We start from the raw sequence: 17,112 nt of genomic DNA on the forward strand, positions 1-17,112 counted from the left end.
GTTAACGTTACGCATAATTAATGTGCTTTTGGGTTTATGGTATTGATTTATATTGTTTTGTTTTGGGGGTGATTAAATGTGAAAGATAAATAACCCTTTTTTAATCTGAGCACGTTAATAATAGTATTGTGGTTATTACGGAGTCATAGATGAGTAAATGTACAATTTATCAGGCGTGCAAACTAAGCCTATTGCTGCTTGTAAGCGTTAATGGGGTTGCTGAAACTCTAACATTACAGCCAAACTGCGTGGCTGCTCAGCAGGCTGTTGTGAGTCATGGCGGCAACATGGTTAGTGGTGAAACGCCATTATCCCTGCTGACATTTAATACGGATAGCAGCGGCTGTATCAGCGACTATAACAGGCTAAAGCACTTACTCAACCAGCAAATCTGGCCTGAAAAAAATACCATCCAAAGCCAGAATTTACTCAACGCATTTCAATATGACTTTAGTCAGTATCAGCCATTATCTGAAAACTATCAGATACATACTGAACTGGCGCCATCGCCTTATAATAATGACACCTTGCTGCTGTTGATTAATATCAAACAGAGTGACAAGGCCACAGAGCCTGCAAAGCAAGGCTTAGCTTATTTACAAGCCAAGTTACGCTTCAATCCAAGGTTGATTACGGAATACCGACTGATTGGTTTTGAGCGAAATTATGGCAACCCCGTTAATAAACAAATGTCCAAAGGCCATGCTCGATTGCAGGCTCAATCAAGTGGCCAATATAGTGCCTTGTATGAGTTGCGCATCGATGATTCAGCTGCTTATAAATCACCAGCCCATAAACCAAGTGCTCAGCAGCGCTTTAGTGCCGATAACCTCGCCACATTGTCATTGCATGACATGCGTATAACAAGCCAACAAGCTTTGCTTGGCCAGTTTGATATTGACATTACTCAACAAGACAAATTCTTTCAACAAGCCAGTGATGAGTTTCGTTTTGCTGCAGCGGTGGCGGGTTTAGGGCAATTAATTAATCAAAGTAATTATGTTCATCGTTTTGATTACCCTGAGTTAATCAATATCGCCCTTGATGCTAAAGGAGCTGATAGCCAAGGTGAGCGCAGCGAGTTTATTGCCCTTGTTAAGCAGGCGATGCTAGTGTCTGTTACAAACAATGTCGGGATAAAAAAGCCCCATCAACGACAAGCTTATCCGATGCCGCAGCCTATTTATGATACTCCGCCAAAGCAGGGCAGCATTATTGGCAAGGCTATTTTTAACTAGCCTATTATTAACTCGGCTATTATTAACGAGCTCATTGTCGACAGGAGTATTAATGATAAGGTGCTGTGAATAATATAGCTCAATTGCAGAGTATTAATAGACAATCGCATTTACGCTGGGCAAACTGTTTAAAGTGATTAAAAACAGTCTATAAACCAAGGTTGCCGGCGGTGAAAGATAAAATAACTGCATTATCAGATGAGCAATTAATGTTGAATTATCAGCAAGGGGACTCGCTTGCTTTTGAGCAGCTGTATAGCAAACATAAAGGGCCTTTGTATCGCTATTTTGTGCGCCAAATCAACGATAAGCAATTAGCAGAAGATCTATACCAAGACACGTGGGGCAAGGTGATAAAAGCCGCCAGCAGTTATCAAGTCACAGCCAAGTTTACCACTTGGATTTATCGCATTGCCCATAACTTACTGATCGATCATGTGCGGGCGGTGAAACCACTCGATAAGCTTGCTGAAACCGCAGAAGAGGGCATGGATAGCTTTGATGCCAGCACACTGGATAGTTCTCATAGCAGTCGTCCTGATGAGCAACTGCTTGATAGCCAAAAAGGGCAATTATTAAAGACCTGTATTAGTAAATTGCCTCAATTACAACGAGAGGCTTTTTTGCTGAATATTGAATTGGGCTTAACAGCTACGGCAATCAGTGAGATTGCCGATGTAACCTTAGAGGCCACCAAAAGCCGCATTCGCTATGCCTATCAAAGTATCAAGCAATGTGTAGCGCTGAAATGGCAAGGGGCGGATCATGAGTGATTCTAAAGATAAAAGCTCAGTCAACGATAAGACTGATGAACAGTTTGTGGCTTTGCAGCAAGAAATTAAAACCCTGTATCAGCAGGATTTAGAAACGCCCCCCAAAGCGATGGATAAGGCTATCTTAGCCCAAGCTAAATTGAGCGCCGCTCCTGTTGAGCAGGCAAGAGCATCTCAAGGTGATTCAGCAGCCACAAATGTCATGCAAGTGAGTTTTTGGCATAAGCATCGTTTAGGGCTGTCAACCGCGGCATCTGTAATGATCATTGCCAGCGTGATATTAGTTAATCCAAACTTTACCCAACATGCCAATATAGATGCGGGTGACAGTGTGCCAATGGCAACGAAAGCCACTGAAACGCCTATTTCAGCAACAGTAACGCCAACAACTATTTCAGCAACGCCAACGCCAATGACGGCAACGACAGTTGAGTCTGCCGCTGATGTGCTCCCAACTGTGACAACTAAAGTTATGCCTCAACAGCAGCGTGAATCTATGTCTGCGGCTCAATCACAACCACAATTACAATCACAACCAGAATCTCAGCCTCAAGCTCAATTACCAACGCCAGCACAAACTCGTTCAGCAGTTTCTGTCATGAGCTCAGCTAACGACATTAACTCAGCTAACGACATTAACTCAGCTAACACGACTAGCGCAGCCAACGCAACTGGCGCAGCTAAGGCAACAAACTCCATTAATGCAATCAAGCATTTAGCTGAACTGTTAGATAACAAACAATTGGAGCAAGCTCAGGCATATTCGAAGGTTATTGAGCTGCAATTCCCTGAGATTATTCAGCAGCAGCATCCTCAATATCAGCAATACCAACAATTACAGCAGCGCTTAAGCTTGCAACAATCGATTCAATAATGGCACTAGTGCACTAACAGTAACATTGGCTCTAGCTTGAAGATTTGTTGTCGAGCTAGGTGTCCAAAGCACCAAGGGTAACAACAAAAGTTGTTACCCTTTTTTTTGCGGCGAATAAGTTAATTGTTACAAATTCTTAAACTTTTATCGCAATAAATACTGGGTTTTATACTGCTAAATCAGTTTAAGTTTGCTAGTTTGATTGCTTGAAAATAATAATATTTACAAGGACTTTTCTGACTATGAAACTTCGCCATTCTGTTAGCGCCTGTTTATTAGCTCTTGGGCTGTTAAGCACATCCGCTCTTGCGGTTAATTCAGACAATCAAGGCTATTACCGCGCGCCAGCGCTACATGATCAAACCTTGGTATTTACCGCCGAAGGCGATCTTTGGCTTAGTCAGTTAAATCAAACTTCAGCAACACGATTAACCACCCAAGCAGCAGAAGAAATCGATGCTGTGATTTCAAAAGATGGTAATTGGCTTGCCTATAGCGCGAACTATGATGGCGCTACTGAAGTGTATGTCATGCCGATCAAAGGCGGCGTTGCCAAGCGAGTAAGCTTTGAAAATAGTCGCGTCAGATTGCAAGGCTGGACAGCCAGCGGGGAGATTTTGTATGCCACCGATAATGCTAATGGACCGGCAAATTACTGGGTTCTTAAAACGGTAGATCCACAGACGCTGCAATTAACGGATTTACCCCTAGCAGATGCGATTGAAGGCACCATTGATGATGCGGGCGAGTATGTTTATTTTACTCAGTTTGGCCTGCAAACCAGTGGTGATAACGCCAAAGTTTATCGTGGCGGCGCTTTAGGTGAAATTTGGCGATTTAAATTGGGCAGTAATCAAGAGGCGCAAAAGCTGACAGCAGCTCATCAAGGCTCAGTAAGACAACCCATGCTGTGGCAAAATCGGCTTTATTTTATTAGCGACCAATCTGGCAATGATAATATTTGGTCGATGACGCTTGATGGTCAAGATGCTAAGCAACATACCCAATTTAGTGCTTGGCAAGTCAGAGATGCACAGTTAAATGATGGTCGAGTTGTGTTTCAGCATGGGGCAGATATTAAAGTCTTTAGCATTAATGATGGCAGTTCATCCTTAGTCGATATTAGCCTGACTTCAGATTTTCCCCATCGCCGTGAACATTGGTTAAAAGATCCAATGGCATTTGCTACCTCAGTGGAGTTAGCCGCCAGTGGCGATAAAGCGGTGATCACCGCTAGAAGCCATGTAGCCATAGCAAGTCATGATGGCCGCCGCTTAATCCAAGTGCAATCACCCGCTAACGCCCGCATTAGAAATGCGTTATTAAGTACGGATGGTGATTGGGTTTATGGCATCAGTGATGCATCAGGCGAGCAAGAGATCTGGCAATTCCCCGCTGATGGCAGTGCAGGGGCAAAACAACTCACTAAAGATGGCAGTAGCTTAAGAACCAGTCTGCATTTATCACCCAATGGCCGCTATATTGCCCATGATGACTACGATGGCAATGTGTGGTTACTGGATTTAAACAAAGGTAAAAATACTAAAATCATCACCCATGGTGAAGGGTTAGGAGAATATCCGGATATCGTTTGGTCTGGTGATAGCCAATTTATTGCCTTAACCAAATTGGAAATGGGTCAACAGCGCCCACAAATCGTGCTGTATTCGGTTAATGATAATAAAGCCCAATCCATTACCAGTGATAAATACGAGTCACATTCACCTAGCTTTAGCCCTGACGGACAATGGTTATATTTTTTATCAGCGCGGCACTTTAAAGCGACTCCAGGTTCGCCTTGGGGTGATAGAAATATGGGACCGGTTTTTGATAAGCGCACTGAAATCTTTGCCATCGCATTAACTGAAAAGTCGGTATTTCCCTTCGTAAAACCAACCGAGCTCAATAGCAGTATCATTGCCGATGCCAAAGAGGCTAGAAGTCAGGCTGATAGTAATCAAAAAGTCAAAGTGGATTGGGATAATATCAGTCAAAGACTCTGGCAAGTTCCGGTGGCATCAGGCAATTATTCCAGCTTAACTGCCAGTAAAGATAAGCTATATTTGCTCGATACAGTGGCAGATAAAAGCAGCTTAAAACTGGTGAAGTTTGATAACTTGTCGCCTGAGGTAACCGAGTTTTCCGCTGATATCAGCGACTATCAACTTTCAGATGATGGTGAAAAATTACTGCTAAGAAAACAGGCTAATCCAAGTGAGCTGCATATTGTTGATGCTGGCGATAAAATAGCCACAGAGCTTAAAAACACTCAGGTTGATACCGCCCAGTGGCAGTTATCTATAGCGCCAATGCAAGAGTGGCAGCAGATATTTGAAGATGCCTGGTTAATGCACCGTGACTCCTTTTTCGACAAGAATATGCGCGGGGTTAATTGGCAGCAGGTGAAGCAAAAATATCAGCCGTTATTAGCCCGCTTAACCGATAGAAATGAGCTTAATGATTTGTTCAAGCAAATGATGGGCGAGCTTGATTCATTGCACTCGCAAGTGCGCGGTGGTGATATAGCTAAAAACGACACTGCCACAGGGGCAAGTTTAGGGGCACGGTTAGCGCAAACCTCAAAAGGGGTGCTGATTAACCATATTTATCGTAACGACCCAGAGCTACCAACGCAGGCATCACCGCTGGCCCGTATTGACGTTGACGCCGCAGAGGGCGACATCATCAAAGCCATTAATGGTAAGCCTGTCAGCAGTCTTGCTCAGGTTAGTCAACTACTGCGTAATCAAACCAATAAACAAGTGTTGTTGGAGTTAACTCGTGGTAAAAAAAGCCATCAAACGATTGTTGTGCCCCATGATAACCGCACCGATGCCAAGCTGCGTTATTTAGACTGGGTCACCAATAATGCCGCTAAAGTCAGCAGTGCCAGTAAAGGCAACATTGGTTATTTACATTTGTATGCCATGGGGGCTGGGGATATTGAAAGCTTTGCCCGTGAGTTTTATACCAATTATGACAAAGACGGTTTAATCATTGATGTGCGTCGTAATCGTGGCGGTAATATCGATAGCTGGATTATTGAAAAGTTACTGCGCCGTGCGTGGGCTTTTTGGCAGCCCACCCATGGCACTGCTAATACCAATATGCAGCAAACCTTTAGGGGTCACTTAGTGGTGCTCGCGGATCAAATGACTTATTCAGATGGCGAGACCTTTTCAGCAGGCATTAAAGCCTTAGGGTTAGCGCCGTTAATTGGTAAGCAAACTGCGGGTGCTGGGGTTTGGCTTTCAGGGCGCAACAGCCTAACGGATAAAGGTATGGCAAGAGTGGCGGAGTATCCACAATACGCTATTGATGGCAGTTGGATTGTTGAAGGCCACGGAGTTGAACCGGATATTGAGGTAGATAACTTACCTTTTGCCACATTCTCGGGCCAAGATGCCCAACTTGAAACCGCCATTCGTTATTTAAAAGATGAGCTGATCCAAAAGCCAATCGCGCCGTTAAAAGCTAAGCCAATTCCTGCAAGCGGATTTGCGGCAGATACTAAAGCGCAATTTTAAAGGCGCTAACTGAGTTAAGCTTGGTAAATAAGTGTAAAAAAACCGATATCAAGTCAAGTTGATATCGGTTTTTTATTATTTGTAAATACAGCCTTTAGCAGGCATTTTTCAGCCGTTAATTGCTACTTCTGAATTAATACTATTGGCGATAAAGCAATTGGCGTGGGCTTTGTCATGGATTTTATTAATTACTTCCTGACTTACTTCAATGCCTTCTGCAAAAGTTACCACAGGATTCAAAGTCATTTTGGTGACTGACAGCTTACCGTTATCATTTTTGCCTAGTTCTGCTTTGGCATTATCAACATAGGTTTCAACTGTTAGGCGTTTTAAATGGGCAATGGCTAAAAACGTTAGCATGTGGCAAGACGATAAGGCCGCAAGCAAACTTTCTTCAGGATTAACCTTGGCTTCATTACCTTTATATTCAGGCGCTGAAGAGGCGTGAACAACTTGGCCTGTACCAAATTCGATTTGGTGATCCCGGTTAAACTCTGGCGCTTGATGATCAAAATGATCTGCTTGCCATTTTACCGTTAACTTAAAACCCATCATTTATCCTTTGTTTACAATTTCAAACACTTAGTGAGTAATCTGGTTGAAACTGTGATTAGAAGCATTACTCAAATGGTTTAGCTGAAAAGTATTCTACCTGAGTGAGTGACGAAATCTACCTCCCCTTAGATATTTAACGACTAGCCTATAGCCAAAAGTGGATTACCGCAGATAGTGTAAATATTAATCATAATTAGCAAACCGATTTTAGCATGTGATTACATCAACTTAGCGACTATTTAAACAATCGATATGTTAATGAGATGTTATGAATACGTATGCAGTAAATTGAGGCTAGCACTAATCCATGACTAGTATATCGGAATAAAAATGCCTGATATTCCATTAGTCTGAGCGGTATAACTGAATGTTGGGTAACTATAAAAACCAGTACGGTGAGGGAAACTCAATGTTCAATTGTAAACCTAGTGTTTTATCGCTAGCGCTAGCTGCTGCGGGGGTCGGATTTGCTTTGTCATCCGATATTGCGCTTGCTGCCGATGGCATCAATACAGAAAAAACTCAGGTCGCTAATGCGGTCGAAAATGAAACTAATGTGGATAATGCCGCAGCAAATACCAGTAGCAATAATATCACCGCTGAAGATGACATTGAGGTTATTCGTGTCACCGGTTATAGCCGTAGTTTGATTGATTCACTTAATTCAAAACGTTATGGGGATACTGTTTCTGAGCAACTATCAGCAGATGACTTAGGCGCACTGCCAGATGTATCAATGGCCGATGCATTAACCCGTTTACCGGGCATTTCCGCAGTGCGTACTGGGGGACAAGCCGCTGAAATAAACATTCGTGGTATGTCTGGCGGCTTTGTATTTTCAACCTTAAATGGCCGTGAGCAGGTATCGACAAGTGGTTCTCGCAGTATTGAGTTTGACCAATACCCTTCAGAGTTAATCAGTTCCGCAGCCGTTTATAAATCACCAAAAGCATCACTCATCGAAGGTGGTGTAGCAGGTACTGTTGAGCTGACAACCGTCAGCCCACTAAGCAAAGATAAACAACATAACTTTACTGCCAATGTACGTGGTATGTATAACGATCGCGCAGACGAAGTATACGGCGCTGAAGAGTTTGGTTCACGCTTAAGCTTTTCATATCAAGGTAAATTCCTAGAGGACACCTTAGGGGTAGCTGTTGGATATGCAAGGCTTGAGCAACCCAGTGTCGCGACGCAATTTATTGGCCTTGCATACAATGATTCTAAAGATGTTGATGGCATTGATGGTGACATCAATGGCCCAGAAGATAATCCAGCGAATGAATATATCAGCGAAGGTTTTGAAGTTCAGCATTTAGGTGGTGTTGAGACCCGAAATGGTTATATGGCAGCCATTGAATGGGCACCAGTTGATAATTTCGTATTAAAAGCTGATGCCTTTATGTCGCGCTTTGATAGTGAATCTTTTGCTCGTGGATTTAGAACAAAATTTGGTGGTTCAAGTGCTAGCGTGTCAAACCCAACTTATGATGGCAACTCAGTTGTTGGTGGCACGTTTAATCGTACTTCAAAAAGTTTTACCCGAGTCGAAATTGTCAACGATGATAACCAAGACTTTGATGAAGTAGATAGCTTTGGTATCAATGCTGACTGGCAAGTGACAGAACGCTTGAACATGATTGTGGATGTGTCTCTGTCAGCGGCTAAAAGTGATTTTCGAAACGGCCTTTTATGGTCAAACGTGGCTGTTGATGCCAATGCTGATGCGCCAATATTTGATGAAAATGTGTCAATTAGTTATTTGTTAAATGGCCTAGACCTGCCAGATGTAGGTTTTAATCAAGCGGATGCGTTTTCAGATATTGACCGAGTAATGGTCAGTAAGTACGGTATCTACCCATTTGAAAATGAAGATGAAGTCAAAGCATATCGCGTTGATTTTACCTACGAGCTAGATAATGACTTTATCTCGAGTGTTGAGTTTGGCGCACGTTATTCTGACCGAACTTATTCTAATGACCGCTCAGTATTTGAATACGGAAATGACGGCGCGTTTTCTAAGTCAGAGCCGCCTTTAAAACTCACAGAGGACATGACCGCAGTGGTTGATTGGGAAGGTGATTTCTCTTATTTTCCATCGTATTTAGCCATTGATTTAGATAAAGCCCTCAATGCCTGGTTCCCTGATGGCACACCTGATCCTGTACAAACTTGGGGTAATGCTGCTGGTGTGATTGATCCACAAGGCTATACCACCAACTACTCATGGTCAGTACTGCAAAGTGGTGACGTATACGAAGAAGTCTTATCTGGCTACGTAATGGCAAATATTGATACTGAAATCGGTGGACTACCGATCACAGGTAACTTTGGTGTTCGTGTGGTGAATACCGACCAATCTGCCACTATGCTTCAAAACGTTGAAGCTGACCCAACTTTAGGTGCGCAAAATATTACCGATGAAATCGGTATTATTAACCAAAACTATGCACCTACGGTACAAGGTGTGGATTACACCGATTACCTGCCATCAATTAACTTAAACTTCAAAGTAACAGATGGCTCACAAGTGCGTTTTGCTGCGGCAAAAGTGATGTCGCGCCCGCCAATTAACCGTCTTGCTGGTGATATTAGTGCATCAGTTTCTGATGATGGTGAAATCAATGGATCGAGTACCAACAACCCATTCTTGATGCCGTTTTATGCTAATCAATACGATTTATCTTATGAGTACTACTTTGATGAGGGCGCCATAGTCGCTGCCGTTTTCTATAAAGATATTGATTCGTTCATCGACACTATCGCCATTGAAAATTTTGACTTTAAAGGCAATGGCTTCAACGTCCCTGATTACATTATCGATGAAGACAGTGGTGAGCAAATTGAAACCACAAACGGCACATATACCACCGCAGTGAATAACGCTGAAGGCGGTTATATCAGAGGGCTTGAATTAGCCTATACCCAAGTGTTTGCCTCATTGCCTGCTGGTTGGTCTGGGCTTGGCTTTAATGCCAGTTACTCCTACACAGAGTCAGAAGTGCAATCAATTACCAACTTAGGTGGCGATACAGCCACTCAAGATTTACCAGGCCTTTCAAACAATGTTGTCAGTGCGACGTTATTTTATTCCTATGAAGGCTTTGAAACACGCATAAGTGGTCGCTACCGAGATGAGTTTGTGTCAGAGCAAGTCGCGATAAACGAGCAAGTGGTGAATTTTGATGGTGAGACGGTTATTGATTACCAAGCGTCATACCAAGTCACAGATGGTCTTGGTGTGTTGTTCCAAGTGAACAACTTAACTGACGAACCCACTAAAAGTTATTTCGGCACGGAAAACAAAACCGGCACTATTCAATATTTTGGCCGTGAATACTACCTGGGGTTCACTTATGCCATGTAATCAAAACAATAAAAACAACCTAACGTTAATTCGAGTGATGGGTCATCAAATTAAAAATAACAAACTGATGGCGCAAATTAATCAAAATTCTATGGGGAGAAGTCACTCATGAAGAGTATTGCTAAAGTCATAAAGCTATTAGCAGCGGCAGCCAGTTTAGCTGCGCTTGCTGGTTGTGGTGGTGGGGATTCATCTGAGCCAGGTGAAGTACTGCTAACGTGTAATGTGCCAAATATACCTAATGCTGCAGGCACAGAATGTGTTCCACCGCCGCCATTAAGTTGCCCTGCACCTAAGTTTCCAGATGCTAAAAATGAAAGCTGTATTGTCGGTTATAACCCAGATCTGCCAGAGCCGGTCGCTTATGCTGGCGAAAACCAAGCAGTGCTTTATTACAACCGTATTAAAGATAACAATAATAGCGAATCAAACCCTAACTACCCAGGTTATAAGCTGCACACGTGGAATAACGACACTTGTGATAGCTATGCCGCGCCTTTTGACTCAACCGATTGGGCAAACGGCCATTCGTTTGATGGAATTGATCCTAATTATGGTGCTTACTGGATCATCAATCTTAAAGAAGGCTATGGCGAATGTGCTAACTTTATTGTCCATATAGGTACAGAAGGTTCAGGTAAAGCTTTAGGTGACGGCGACTTAGTCATGAACCTTAAAGTACTGGCTGAAGAGGGTGAGCCAGAGGCAAACTTTAACCGCACAAACTTTACCATCCATGGTGAAAGCGATGTCTATGATTATCCTATTTTAGATGTTGGTTTTTCAATAGCAGGAGCAAGTGCACACTGGTTAGATCAAAACACCTTTGTGTGGAATGAAGATCCTGACGGCATAGCAAAATTTGTTATTCATCATTCTGATAGTGCAGGAATTGCAGCTGACAATGATGGCAATATCAGTGGCACTCAAGTTGAAGTGATGAGCAGTGAGCTAACAGATGCGCAAAAAGCCTTAGTACCGCATTTAGCGGATTGGCCTGCTTATGAAGCGAATTTTACTACAGAAGAAGCTAAGTCTATTGCTAAAAATCAGTTGGTTATGGTGGCTTATGATGGCGACGACAAACCTGTTGCAGCAACTCATGTTCAAGCCGCTAAAGTACTTGATGCACTGTACACCGCTGGTGAGAATGATGCTGATGAAGCTGACTTAGGCATAATCTATGATGGCAGTAACATCATGGCGAAAGTCTGGGCACCAACAGCTCAAACAGTGAATTTGAAAGTTTATGATGCAGCTAAAAACTTAACCCGTACTGAGTCGATGACCTTAGATGCTGAAACGGGGATTTGGTCATTTAGCGGTGATATGAGCTTAGACAGAATGTATTACCGTTACGAACTCATTGTTTTCCATCCTGTAACTAAAGCCATTGAAACACTTGAATCAACGGACCCTTATTCTCTGAATGTGTCAACCAATGGCCGCTATAGTCAATTTATTAACTTAAGTGATGATGACTTAAAACCTGATGGTTGGGATGACCACGAAGTCATGACGGTTGCCAATCCTGAAGATATCGTGATTTACGAAGGTCATGTTCGTGATTTTAGTGCTCGCGATGAAAGCACTAGCGCAGAAAACCGAGGTAAGTATTTAGCCTTTACTGAAGCGGGTAGTGCACCTGTTGAGCATCTACGTAAATTAGCTGAAAGTGGCGTGACTCATTTTCATTTATTGCCTGTCAATGATATCGCTACTGTTAATGAAGATCCGGCAGAGCGAGTTGATATCACAGACACGTTAGGCACCTTGTGTGACAAGATTGAAGACAGTGCAGATGCCTGTGTTACCCAAGATAAATCAGCCACAATTGAATCAATCCTAGCAGGAGCATTACCAGGCTCAAAAGATGCCCAAGCATTAGTTGAAGCTATGCGCGGCTATGACAGCTTTAACTGGGGGTATGATCCTCAGCATTTTATTGCCCCAGAAGGCAGTTATGCTAGCGATGCCGATGGCATTGCTCGAGTTAGAGAGTTACGTGAAATGAACTTAGCTTTACATGAGTTAGGGCTAAGAGTCGTGTTAGATGTGGTGTATAACCATACCAGTTCATCTGGGCTTTGGGATAACTCAGTGCTCGATAAAGTCGTGCCAGGTTATTACCACCGTTATAACGAAGTTAGCGGTAACATTGAATCATCCACCTGTTGTGATAATACCGCCACTGAACATCGAATGATGGATAAGTTTGTCTCTGATTCAATGGTGATTTTAGCTGAGCAATATGGTTTTGATGGTTTCCGATTCGACGTGATGGGTCATATGCCTAAGAGCAGTATTTTAGCTGCCCGTGATGCCGTTCAAGCGGTTGATGCTGATAACTACTTCTATGGTGAAGGTTGGAACTTTGGTGAAGTCGCCGATAATCGATTGTTTGAACAGGCCACTCAAGCCAATATGGCAGGCAGTGAAGTCGGTACCTTTAATGACCGTATTCGTGAGGCCGTTCGAGGGGGGGCTTTATTTGCTTCTGAGCAAAAAGATGATTATTTGCGTGACCAAGATACGCTGCGCTTATCAATGGCAGGTAACTTACAAAACTACGTCTTAAAAGACTTTAACGGCAATACTGCCACAGGGAGTAGCTTTAGCTGGAACTCACAGCCAACAGCTTACACCTTAGATCCTGCAGACAGTATTAACTATGTATCAAAGCATGATAACGAAACCTTATGGGATATTTTACAGTATTCAAATGATATTGGTTTATCGTTAGATAGCCGCGTACGAGTGCAAAATATTGCTGCTACGATTCCATTAATGAGCCAAGGTATTCCATTTTTACAAATGGGTGGCGACATGTTGCGCTCGAAATCATTAGACCGAAATACTTATGATTCCGGCGATTGGTTTAACTGGGTCGACTTTACTAAAGGCAGTAATAACTGGAATGTCGGCTTACCGTTAGAGCAAGATAATGCTGCCAAAATGGAGCAAATTATTGCGCTTGCGGGTAATCCTAATTCAGCTGCCTCTATGTCTGAAATTGAGTTTGCTTCTAACGTCTTTAATGAGTTTTTATCTATACGTAAAACGAGCCCACTACTGCGTTTAACGACTGAGCAAGACATTATTGACCGTGTTGGTTTCCATAATATTGGCAAGAATCAAACTCAGGGCGTAATTGTGATGAGTATTGATGATGGTGCTGATTTAACTGATATAGACCCTTCAGTTGATGCCATGGTGGTGATGATCAACGGCAGTGAAAGTGAGCAGTCTCATACAGTGCCGACTGCATCTGGGTTTAGTTTGCATCCAAGTTTATCTATGTCGATTGACACCACAGTGCAAAGTGCCAACTTTAGTGAGGGGACTGAAGAGGGCACGTTTACTGTACCGGCTTATACCACAGCAGTGTTTGTGAAAAACCAAGGTGATACACAAGGTGCAGGTTTAAGTGCTAATGCTACAGCGGGTGCGCCAGATGTTGTGCCATATGGCAGCACTGAAGTATTTGTTCGTGGTGGCATGAATGGCTGGGGTGAAGTGGATAGCTTTACCTATATTGGTAGTGGTGAATATCGCGTTGCAATTACTTTAGCCGCGGGTGGCTATGACTTTAAAGTGGCATCCAGTGATTGGAGCACTGTGGACTTTGGCGGCGTGTCAGATGCCGAAGCGGGAGTTGATGAAGACGTAGCTGAGCCACTTGCTAGAGCGGGCGCAAATTTAAGCTTTACCGCAACACTTGATGGGACTTATGTGTTCTCACTTAATGCAGCAGATAAAGATAACCCAGTGCTAACCGTATACAACGAAGAGCCTTTCGTTGGCACTAGTGTTTATGTTCGTGGCGGCATGAATGGTTGGGGCGAAACCAATGAATTGGTTTACATGGGTGGCAGTATTTACCAAGCAGAAATATTGGTATCAGCAGCAAACCATGAATTTAAAGTTGCCTCAAGTGATTGGTCTACAGTTGATTACGGCAGTTTAGATGATAATGGTGCAGTGACCTTAGATACTGCCAAAGCGTTAGCGGTTGCAGGGACGAATATGAGTCTCAACTTTGAAACTGAAGAAATGTACACTTTTACTTTTAATATGAGTAATCGTTTAGAGCCAATGCTAACTGTCAATAAAACAGAAATGTTTGGCACTAATACTGTGTATATTCGTGGCGGAATGAATGGCTGGGGTGAAGTTGATGCACTAACTTACCAAGGTTCTTCGGTTTACCATGTTGATATCGCTTTAGAGGCGGGCAATCATGAATTTAAGATTGCTACTGCAGATTGGTCTACTGTTGATTTTGGTGCTATTGCTGGCGAAGAAACGGTGTTAGAAGGTGAAATGCAGTCATTGGCATCCAAAGGGGCTAATATGAATTTTAATGCTGCAGATGCTGGCACATATCGATTTACGGTAACTGGCCCCAGTGCGAGCTCTCCCACCTTGTCGGTAACCAAAGTTAACTGACTTTAACGATAAACTTATCTCAAATGGCCGATATAACAAAACCCAGCTTATGCTGGGTTTTTTATGAAATCCACTCCAGTGCTTAAAAGTGAGTGTAAAGCGTGAATTATCACTTTTAGTCATAGATTAACTTGAGGCCATGGACGCTTGAACTGTGCCTTAATTTAGCTTTTTTGGCTGATTTTTAAACTATCTTGAAGGTTAATTTTCTTAAAAAACAGCTAAATGCACAAATAAAGTGCAAACACGACAAAAGTTGCAGATTTTGTTTTAATTTTATGTCTATACTGAAGTTGTAAGACAAATGAATCGCTGCAAACAAAATAATTAACACTAGTATGAGGTGGTAGTGAGAAATTTTTGTAACGTTAACAAAAATTTATCCAACTTCCCTTGAGTTCTAGGACACAAGTCCTCAAATATACTGGTGTAAGAATAAAATTGCTTAAAGAAAGTGAAGTATATAGCGTCGCTATATTATTAAAGGATATTTATCTATGAAAATAAATCTTTCGGGTCACCATGTCGATGTTACTGATACTGTAAAAGAACACGTCAATCAAAAATTCACTAAAATAGCCAGTCATTTCCCAACGCTAATATCACTCGATATTATTATTTCAAAAGAGCACGGCGAGTTTGAAGTAGAAATTACCACGAACTATGAAGGTAGCCGAATCGCTGCCAAAGCGTCAGATCCCGTTATGTACCCAGCACTTACCCAAGCAGGTAAAAAACTTGATGCCGCACTCAAGCATCGAAAAGGACAATTAAAAGCAGATTTACATCAGAAGCCCGAGGTTACAGCACCTGAAATAGCTTATGAAAAAGTTCAAGAAATGGAATTAAAATAAGCGACTTGCCCTTATTTTAGCTACAAAGGTAAGCCATAAAAAAACGCAGTCTATTGACTGCGTTTTTATTGGGCTCATCCGCTTTAGGGCTGGCGTAAGAGCTGTTGCTGTTAGTCGTTAATCTCAGCATTGTGATAAACGTTTTGTACGTCATCACAGTCTTCTAAAGCAGCAATAAATTTATCGAAGGTTTCAACATCTTCACCGGTCACTTCGGTCATGGCCTGAGGTACAAATGTGATATGTTCAACTTCAAATTCGATGTCTGCATTATCTTCAGTTAATGCCACACGGACTTTATTGTATTCAGTGATTGGTGAGAAAACGCTGATCATGCCATCTTCTAACTCAACATCAGTCACGTCCACATCAGCCATCATCAGCAATTCTAAAACGGCTTCATCGTCATCACCAGGAAATACAAATACGGCTTGGTGGTCAAAACTGTGAGCAACAGTACCAGGTCCACCTAACTTAGCATCATTTTTAACGAAAGCTTGACGCACTTCAGTGAAAGTACGTTTCACATTGTCAGTTAAGCAATCTACGATGACTGAACATCCACCAGGGCCAAAACCTTCATAACGCGCGGTATCATAATCTTCACCGCCACCGCCTTTGGCTTTTTCAATGGCACGTTCGATAACATGAGTCGGTACTTGGTCTTTTTTCGCTCGTGCAATTAAGCTGCGTAATGCTAAGTTACCGTCAGGATCAACACCACCATTTTTAGCTGAAACATATATCTCTTTACCGTAGCGCGAGTATAAACGCGTTTTTTGGCCAGCGGTTTTAGCCATAGATTCTTTGCGGTTTTGGTATGCTCTTCCCATCTTAATCTCAGTCTTATATCGAAAAATTGTCGATGATTCTAGCAAAAATTATCGCAACTGTTTAGGGGCTGTATCTGTTTCAATGTTAATTTTACTGGTTTTTGCTCATTTTCTTGCCAGCAGCACAAAAATGACCGCTGTAGATATTAAAATTCCCCCTAATTTTTGAACAAAATCATCATTAAGCAGTGAGCTAGGTCAAATTAACAATACCTTTGTAAGTAATATGTTGTTCAGTTTCTCGATAAATCAATAATTCATGGCTAGACTTATCATAAGGGAAGTAATAGTCATGTTAGCCGCTTTATAAGGATGAGAGTGAACTTATGACAGAAGTAACGCAGCCGTTAGCCACAGTTGATAAAGATAATAAAGCGACAGTAACGGTATTATTTTATGATGCTCCGGCAGGTCTATCTATGAATAACACTGTACTGAAAGGGTTACATGTCAGTGCCGCTGGAAGGGTAATATTGCCCGATGAGTTTCGAGAGGGTAAGTCGATTATTGCCGTGCTTGATGGTGAGTGCACAGTGCTTAACACCTTGGGCGAGCGAGTTTATTCTCAACAAAAAATGATTGGTAACTAACTAATTTTTTATAATCAAACAGCAACTAACATCATTAAATAAAACTAGGGCG

10 protein-coding genes are annotated in these 17,112 nt (G+C 42.4%); 8 read left to right on the top strand and 2 right to left on the bottom strand.

Annotation, left to right across the window (positions count from 1 at the left end; all coding sequences use genetic code 11):
• Positions 1-149 precede the first annotated feature (149 nt).
• The 4 genes from BCU94_RS18550 (at position 150) to BCU94_RS18565 (ending at position 6,412) form a co-directional block, all read left to right on the top strand.
• Positions 150-1,238 carry a von Willebrand factor type A domain-containing protein gene (locus tag BCU94_RS18550; protein WP_102477197.1) on the top strand — a complete coding sequence of 363 codons (1,089 nt, stop codon included), beginning with the start codon at positions 150-152 and terminating at the stop codon, positions 1,236-1,238.
• 209 nt (positions 1,239-1,447) lie between these two features.
• The gene (locus BCU94_RS18555; RefSeq protein ID WP_102477225.1) at positions 1,448-2,011 is read left to right on the top strand and encodes a sigma-70 family RNA polymerase sigma factor; all 564 of its coding nucleotides are present in this window, start codon (positions 1,448-1,450) and stop codon (positions 2,009-2,011) included.
• The gene (locus BCU94_RS18560; protein WP_102477198.1) at positions 2,004-2,885 is read left to right on the top strand and encodes a hypothetical protein; all 882 of its coding nucleotides are present in this window, start codon (positions 2,004-2,006) and stop codon (positions 2,883-2,885) included. Before BCU94_RS18555 ends, BCU94_RS18560 begins: the two co-directional genes overlap by 8 nt.
• 242 nt (positions 2,886-3,127) lie before the next feature.
• Entirely contained in the window at positions 3,128-6,412 is a 3,285-nt protein-coding gene (locus tag BCU94_RS18565) for a S41 family peptidase (protein ID WP_102477199.1), read from the top strand.
• 108 nt (positions 6,413-6,520) lie between these two features.
• On the opposite strand, the gene BCU94_RS18570 is transcribed toward BCU94_RS18565, so the two are convergent.
• Positions 6,521-6,964: an OsmC family protein gene (locus BCU94_RS18570; protein ID WP_102477200.1), complete on the bottom strand. Its 444-nt coding sequence runs from the start codon at positions 6,962-6,964 to the stop codon at positions 6,521-6,523.
• A gap of 412 nt (positions 6,965-7,376) precedes the next feature.
• On the opposite strand from BCU94_RS18570, the gene BCU94_RS18575 reads away from it, so the two are divergent.
• From BCU94_RS18575 to raiA, 3 genes are all read left to right on the top strand, one after another.
• On the top strand, positions 7,377-10,334 hold the full coding sequence (locus BCU94_RS18575) for a TonB-dependent receptor (protein ID WP_102477201.1): 2,958 nt from the start codon (positions 7,377-7,379) through the stop codon (positions 10,332-10,334).
• A gap of 108 nt (positions 10,335-10,442) precedes the next feature.
• Complete coding sequence (gene pulA, locus BCU94_RS18580) at positions 10,443-14,783, top strand: pullulanase-type alpha-1,6-glucosidase (RefSeq protein ID WP_102477202.1); 4,341 nt, start codon at positions 10,443-10,445, stop codon at positions 14,781-14,783.
• Between the two features lie 497 nt (positions 14,784-15,280).
• Positions 15,281-15,637 carry a ribosome-associated translation inhibitor RaiA gene (gene raiA, locus BCU94_RS18585; RefSeq protein ID WP_102477203.1) on the top strand — a complete coding sequence of 119 codons (357 nt, stop codon included), beginning with the start codon at positions 15,281-15,283 and terminating at the stop codon, positions 15,635-15,637.
• Positions 15,638-15,747: 110 nt separating this feature from the next.
• Here the strand turns inward: raiA and BCU94_RS18590 are convergent, their stop codons facing one another.
• Positions 15,748-16,470, bottom strand: a complete 723-nt coding sequence (locus BCU94_RS18590) for a YebC/PmpR family DNA-binding transcriptional regulator (protein ID WP_102438132.1) — start codon at positions 16,468-16,470, stop codon at positions 15,748-15,750.
• A 326-nt stretch (positions 16,471-16,796) separates the two neighbouring features.
• Between BCU94_RS18590 and BCU94_RS18595 the strand changes: the two genes are divergently transcribed.
• Complete coding sequence (locus tag BCU94_RS18595; protein WP_102438134.1) at positions 16,797-17,060, top strand: TIGR02922 family protein; 264 nt, start codon at positions 16,797-16,799, stop codon at positions 17,058-17,060.
• The last annotated feature ends 52 nt before the right edge of the window (positions 17,061-17,112 follow it).

The sequence above is a fragment of the Shewanella sp. 10N.286.52.C2 genome (assembly GCF_002874545.1).
In the GTDB taxonomy this organism is placed as follows: Bacteria; Pseudomonadota; Gammaproteobacteria; order Enterobacterales; family Shewanellaceae; genus Shewanella.

Coding starts and splice junctions, on each gene's coding strand:
- BCU94_RS18550 (WP_102477197.1), top strand. CDS start 150: ATGAGTAAATGTACAATTTATCAGGCGTGCAAACTAAGCCTATTGCTG.
- BCU94_RS18555 (WP_102477225.1), top strand. CDS start 1,448: ATGTTGAATTATCAGCAAGGGGACTCGCTTGCTTTTGAGCAGCTGTAT.
- BCU94_RS18560 (WP_102477198.1), top strand. CDS start 2,004: ATGAGTGATTCTAAAGATAAAAGCTCAGTCAACGATAAGACTGATGAA.
- BCU94_RS18565 (WP_102477199.1), top strand. CDS start 3,128: ATGAAACTTCGCCATTCTGTTAGCGCCTGTTTATTAGCTCTTGGGCTG.
- BCU94_RS18570 (WP_102477200.1), bottom strand. CDS start 6,964: ATGGGTTTTAAGTTAACGGTAAAATGGCAAGCAGATCATTTTGATCAT.
- BCU94_RS18575 (WP_102477201.1), top strand. CDS start 7,377: ATGTTCAATTGTAAACCTAGTGTTTTATCGCTAGCGCTAGCTGCTGCG.
- pulA (WP_102477202.1), top strand. CDS start 10,443: ATGAAGAGTATTGCTAAAGTCATAAAGCTATTAGCAGCGGCAGCCAGT.
- raiA (WP_102477203.1), top strand. CDS start 15,281: ATGAAAATAAATCTTTCGGGTCACCATGTCGATGTTACTGATACTGTA.
- BCU94_RS18590 (WP_102438132.1), bottom strand. CDS start 16,470: ATGGGAAGAGCATACCAAAACCGCAAAGAATCTATGGCTAAAACCGCT.
- BCU94_RS18595 (WP_102438134.1), top strand. CDS start 16,797: ATGACAGAAGTAACGCAGCCGTTAGCCACAGTTGATAAAGATAATAAA.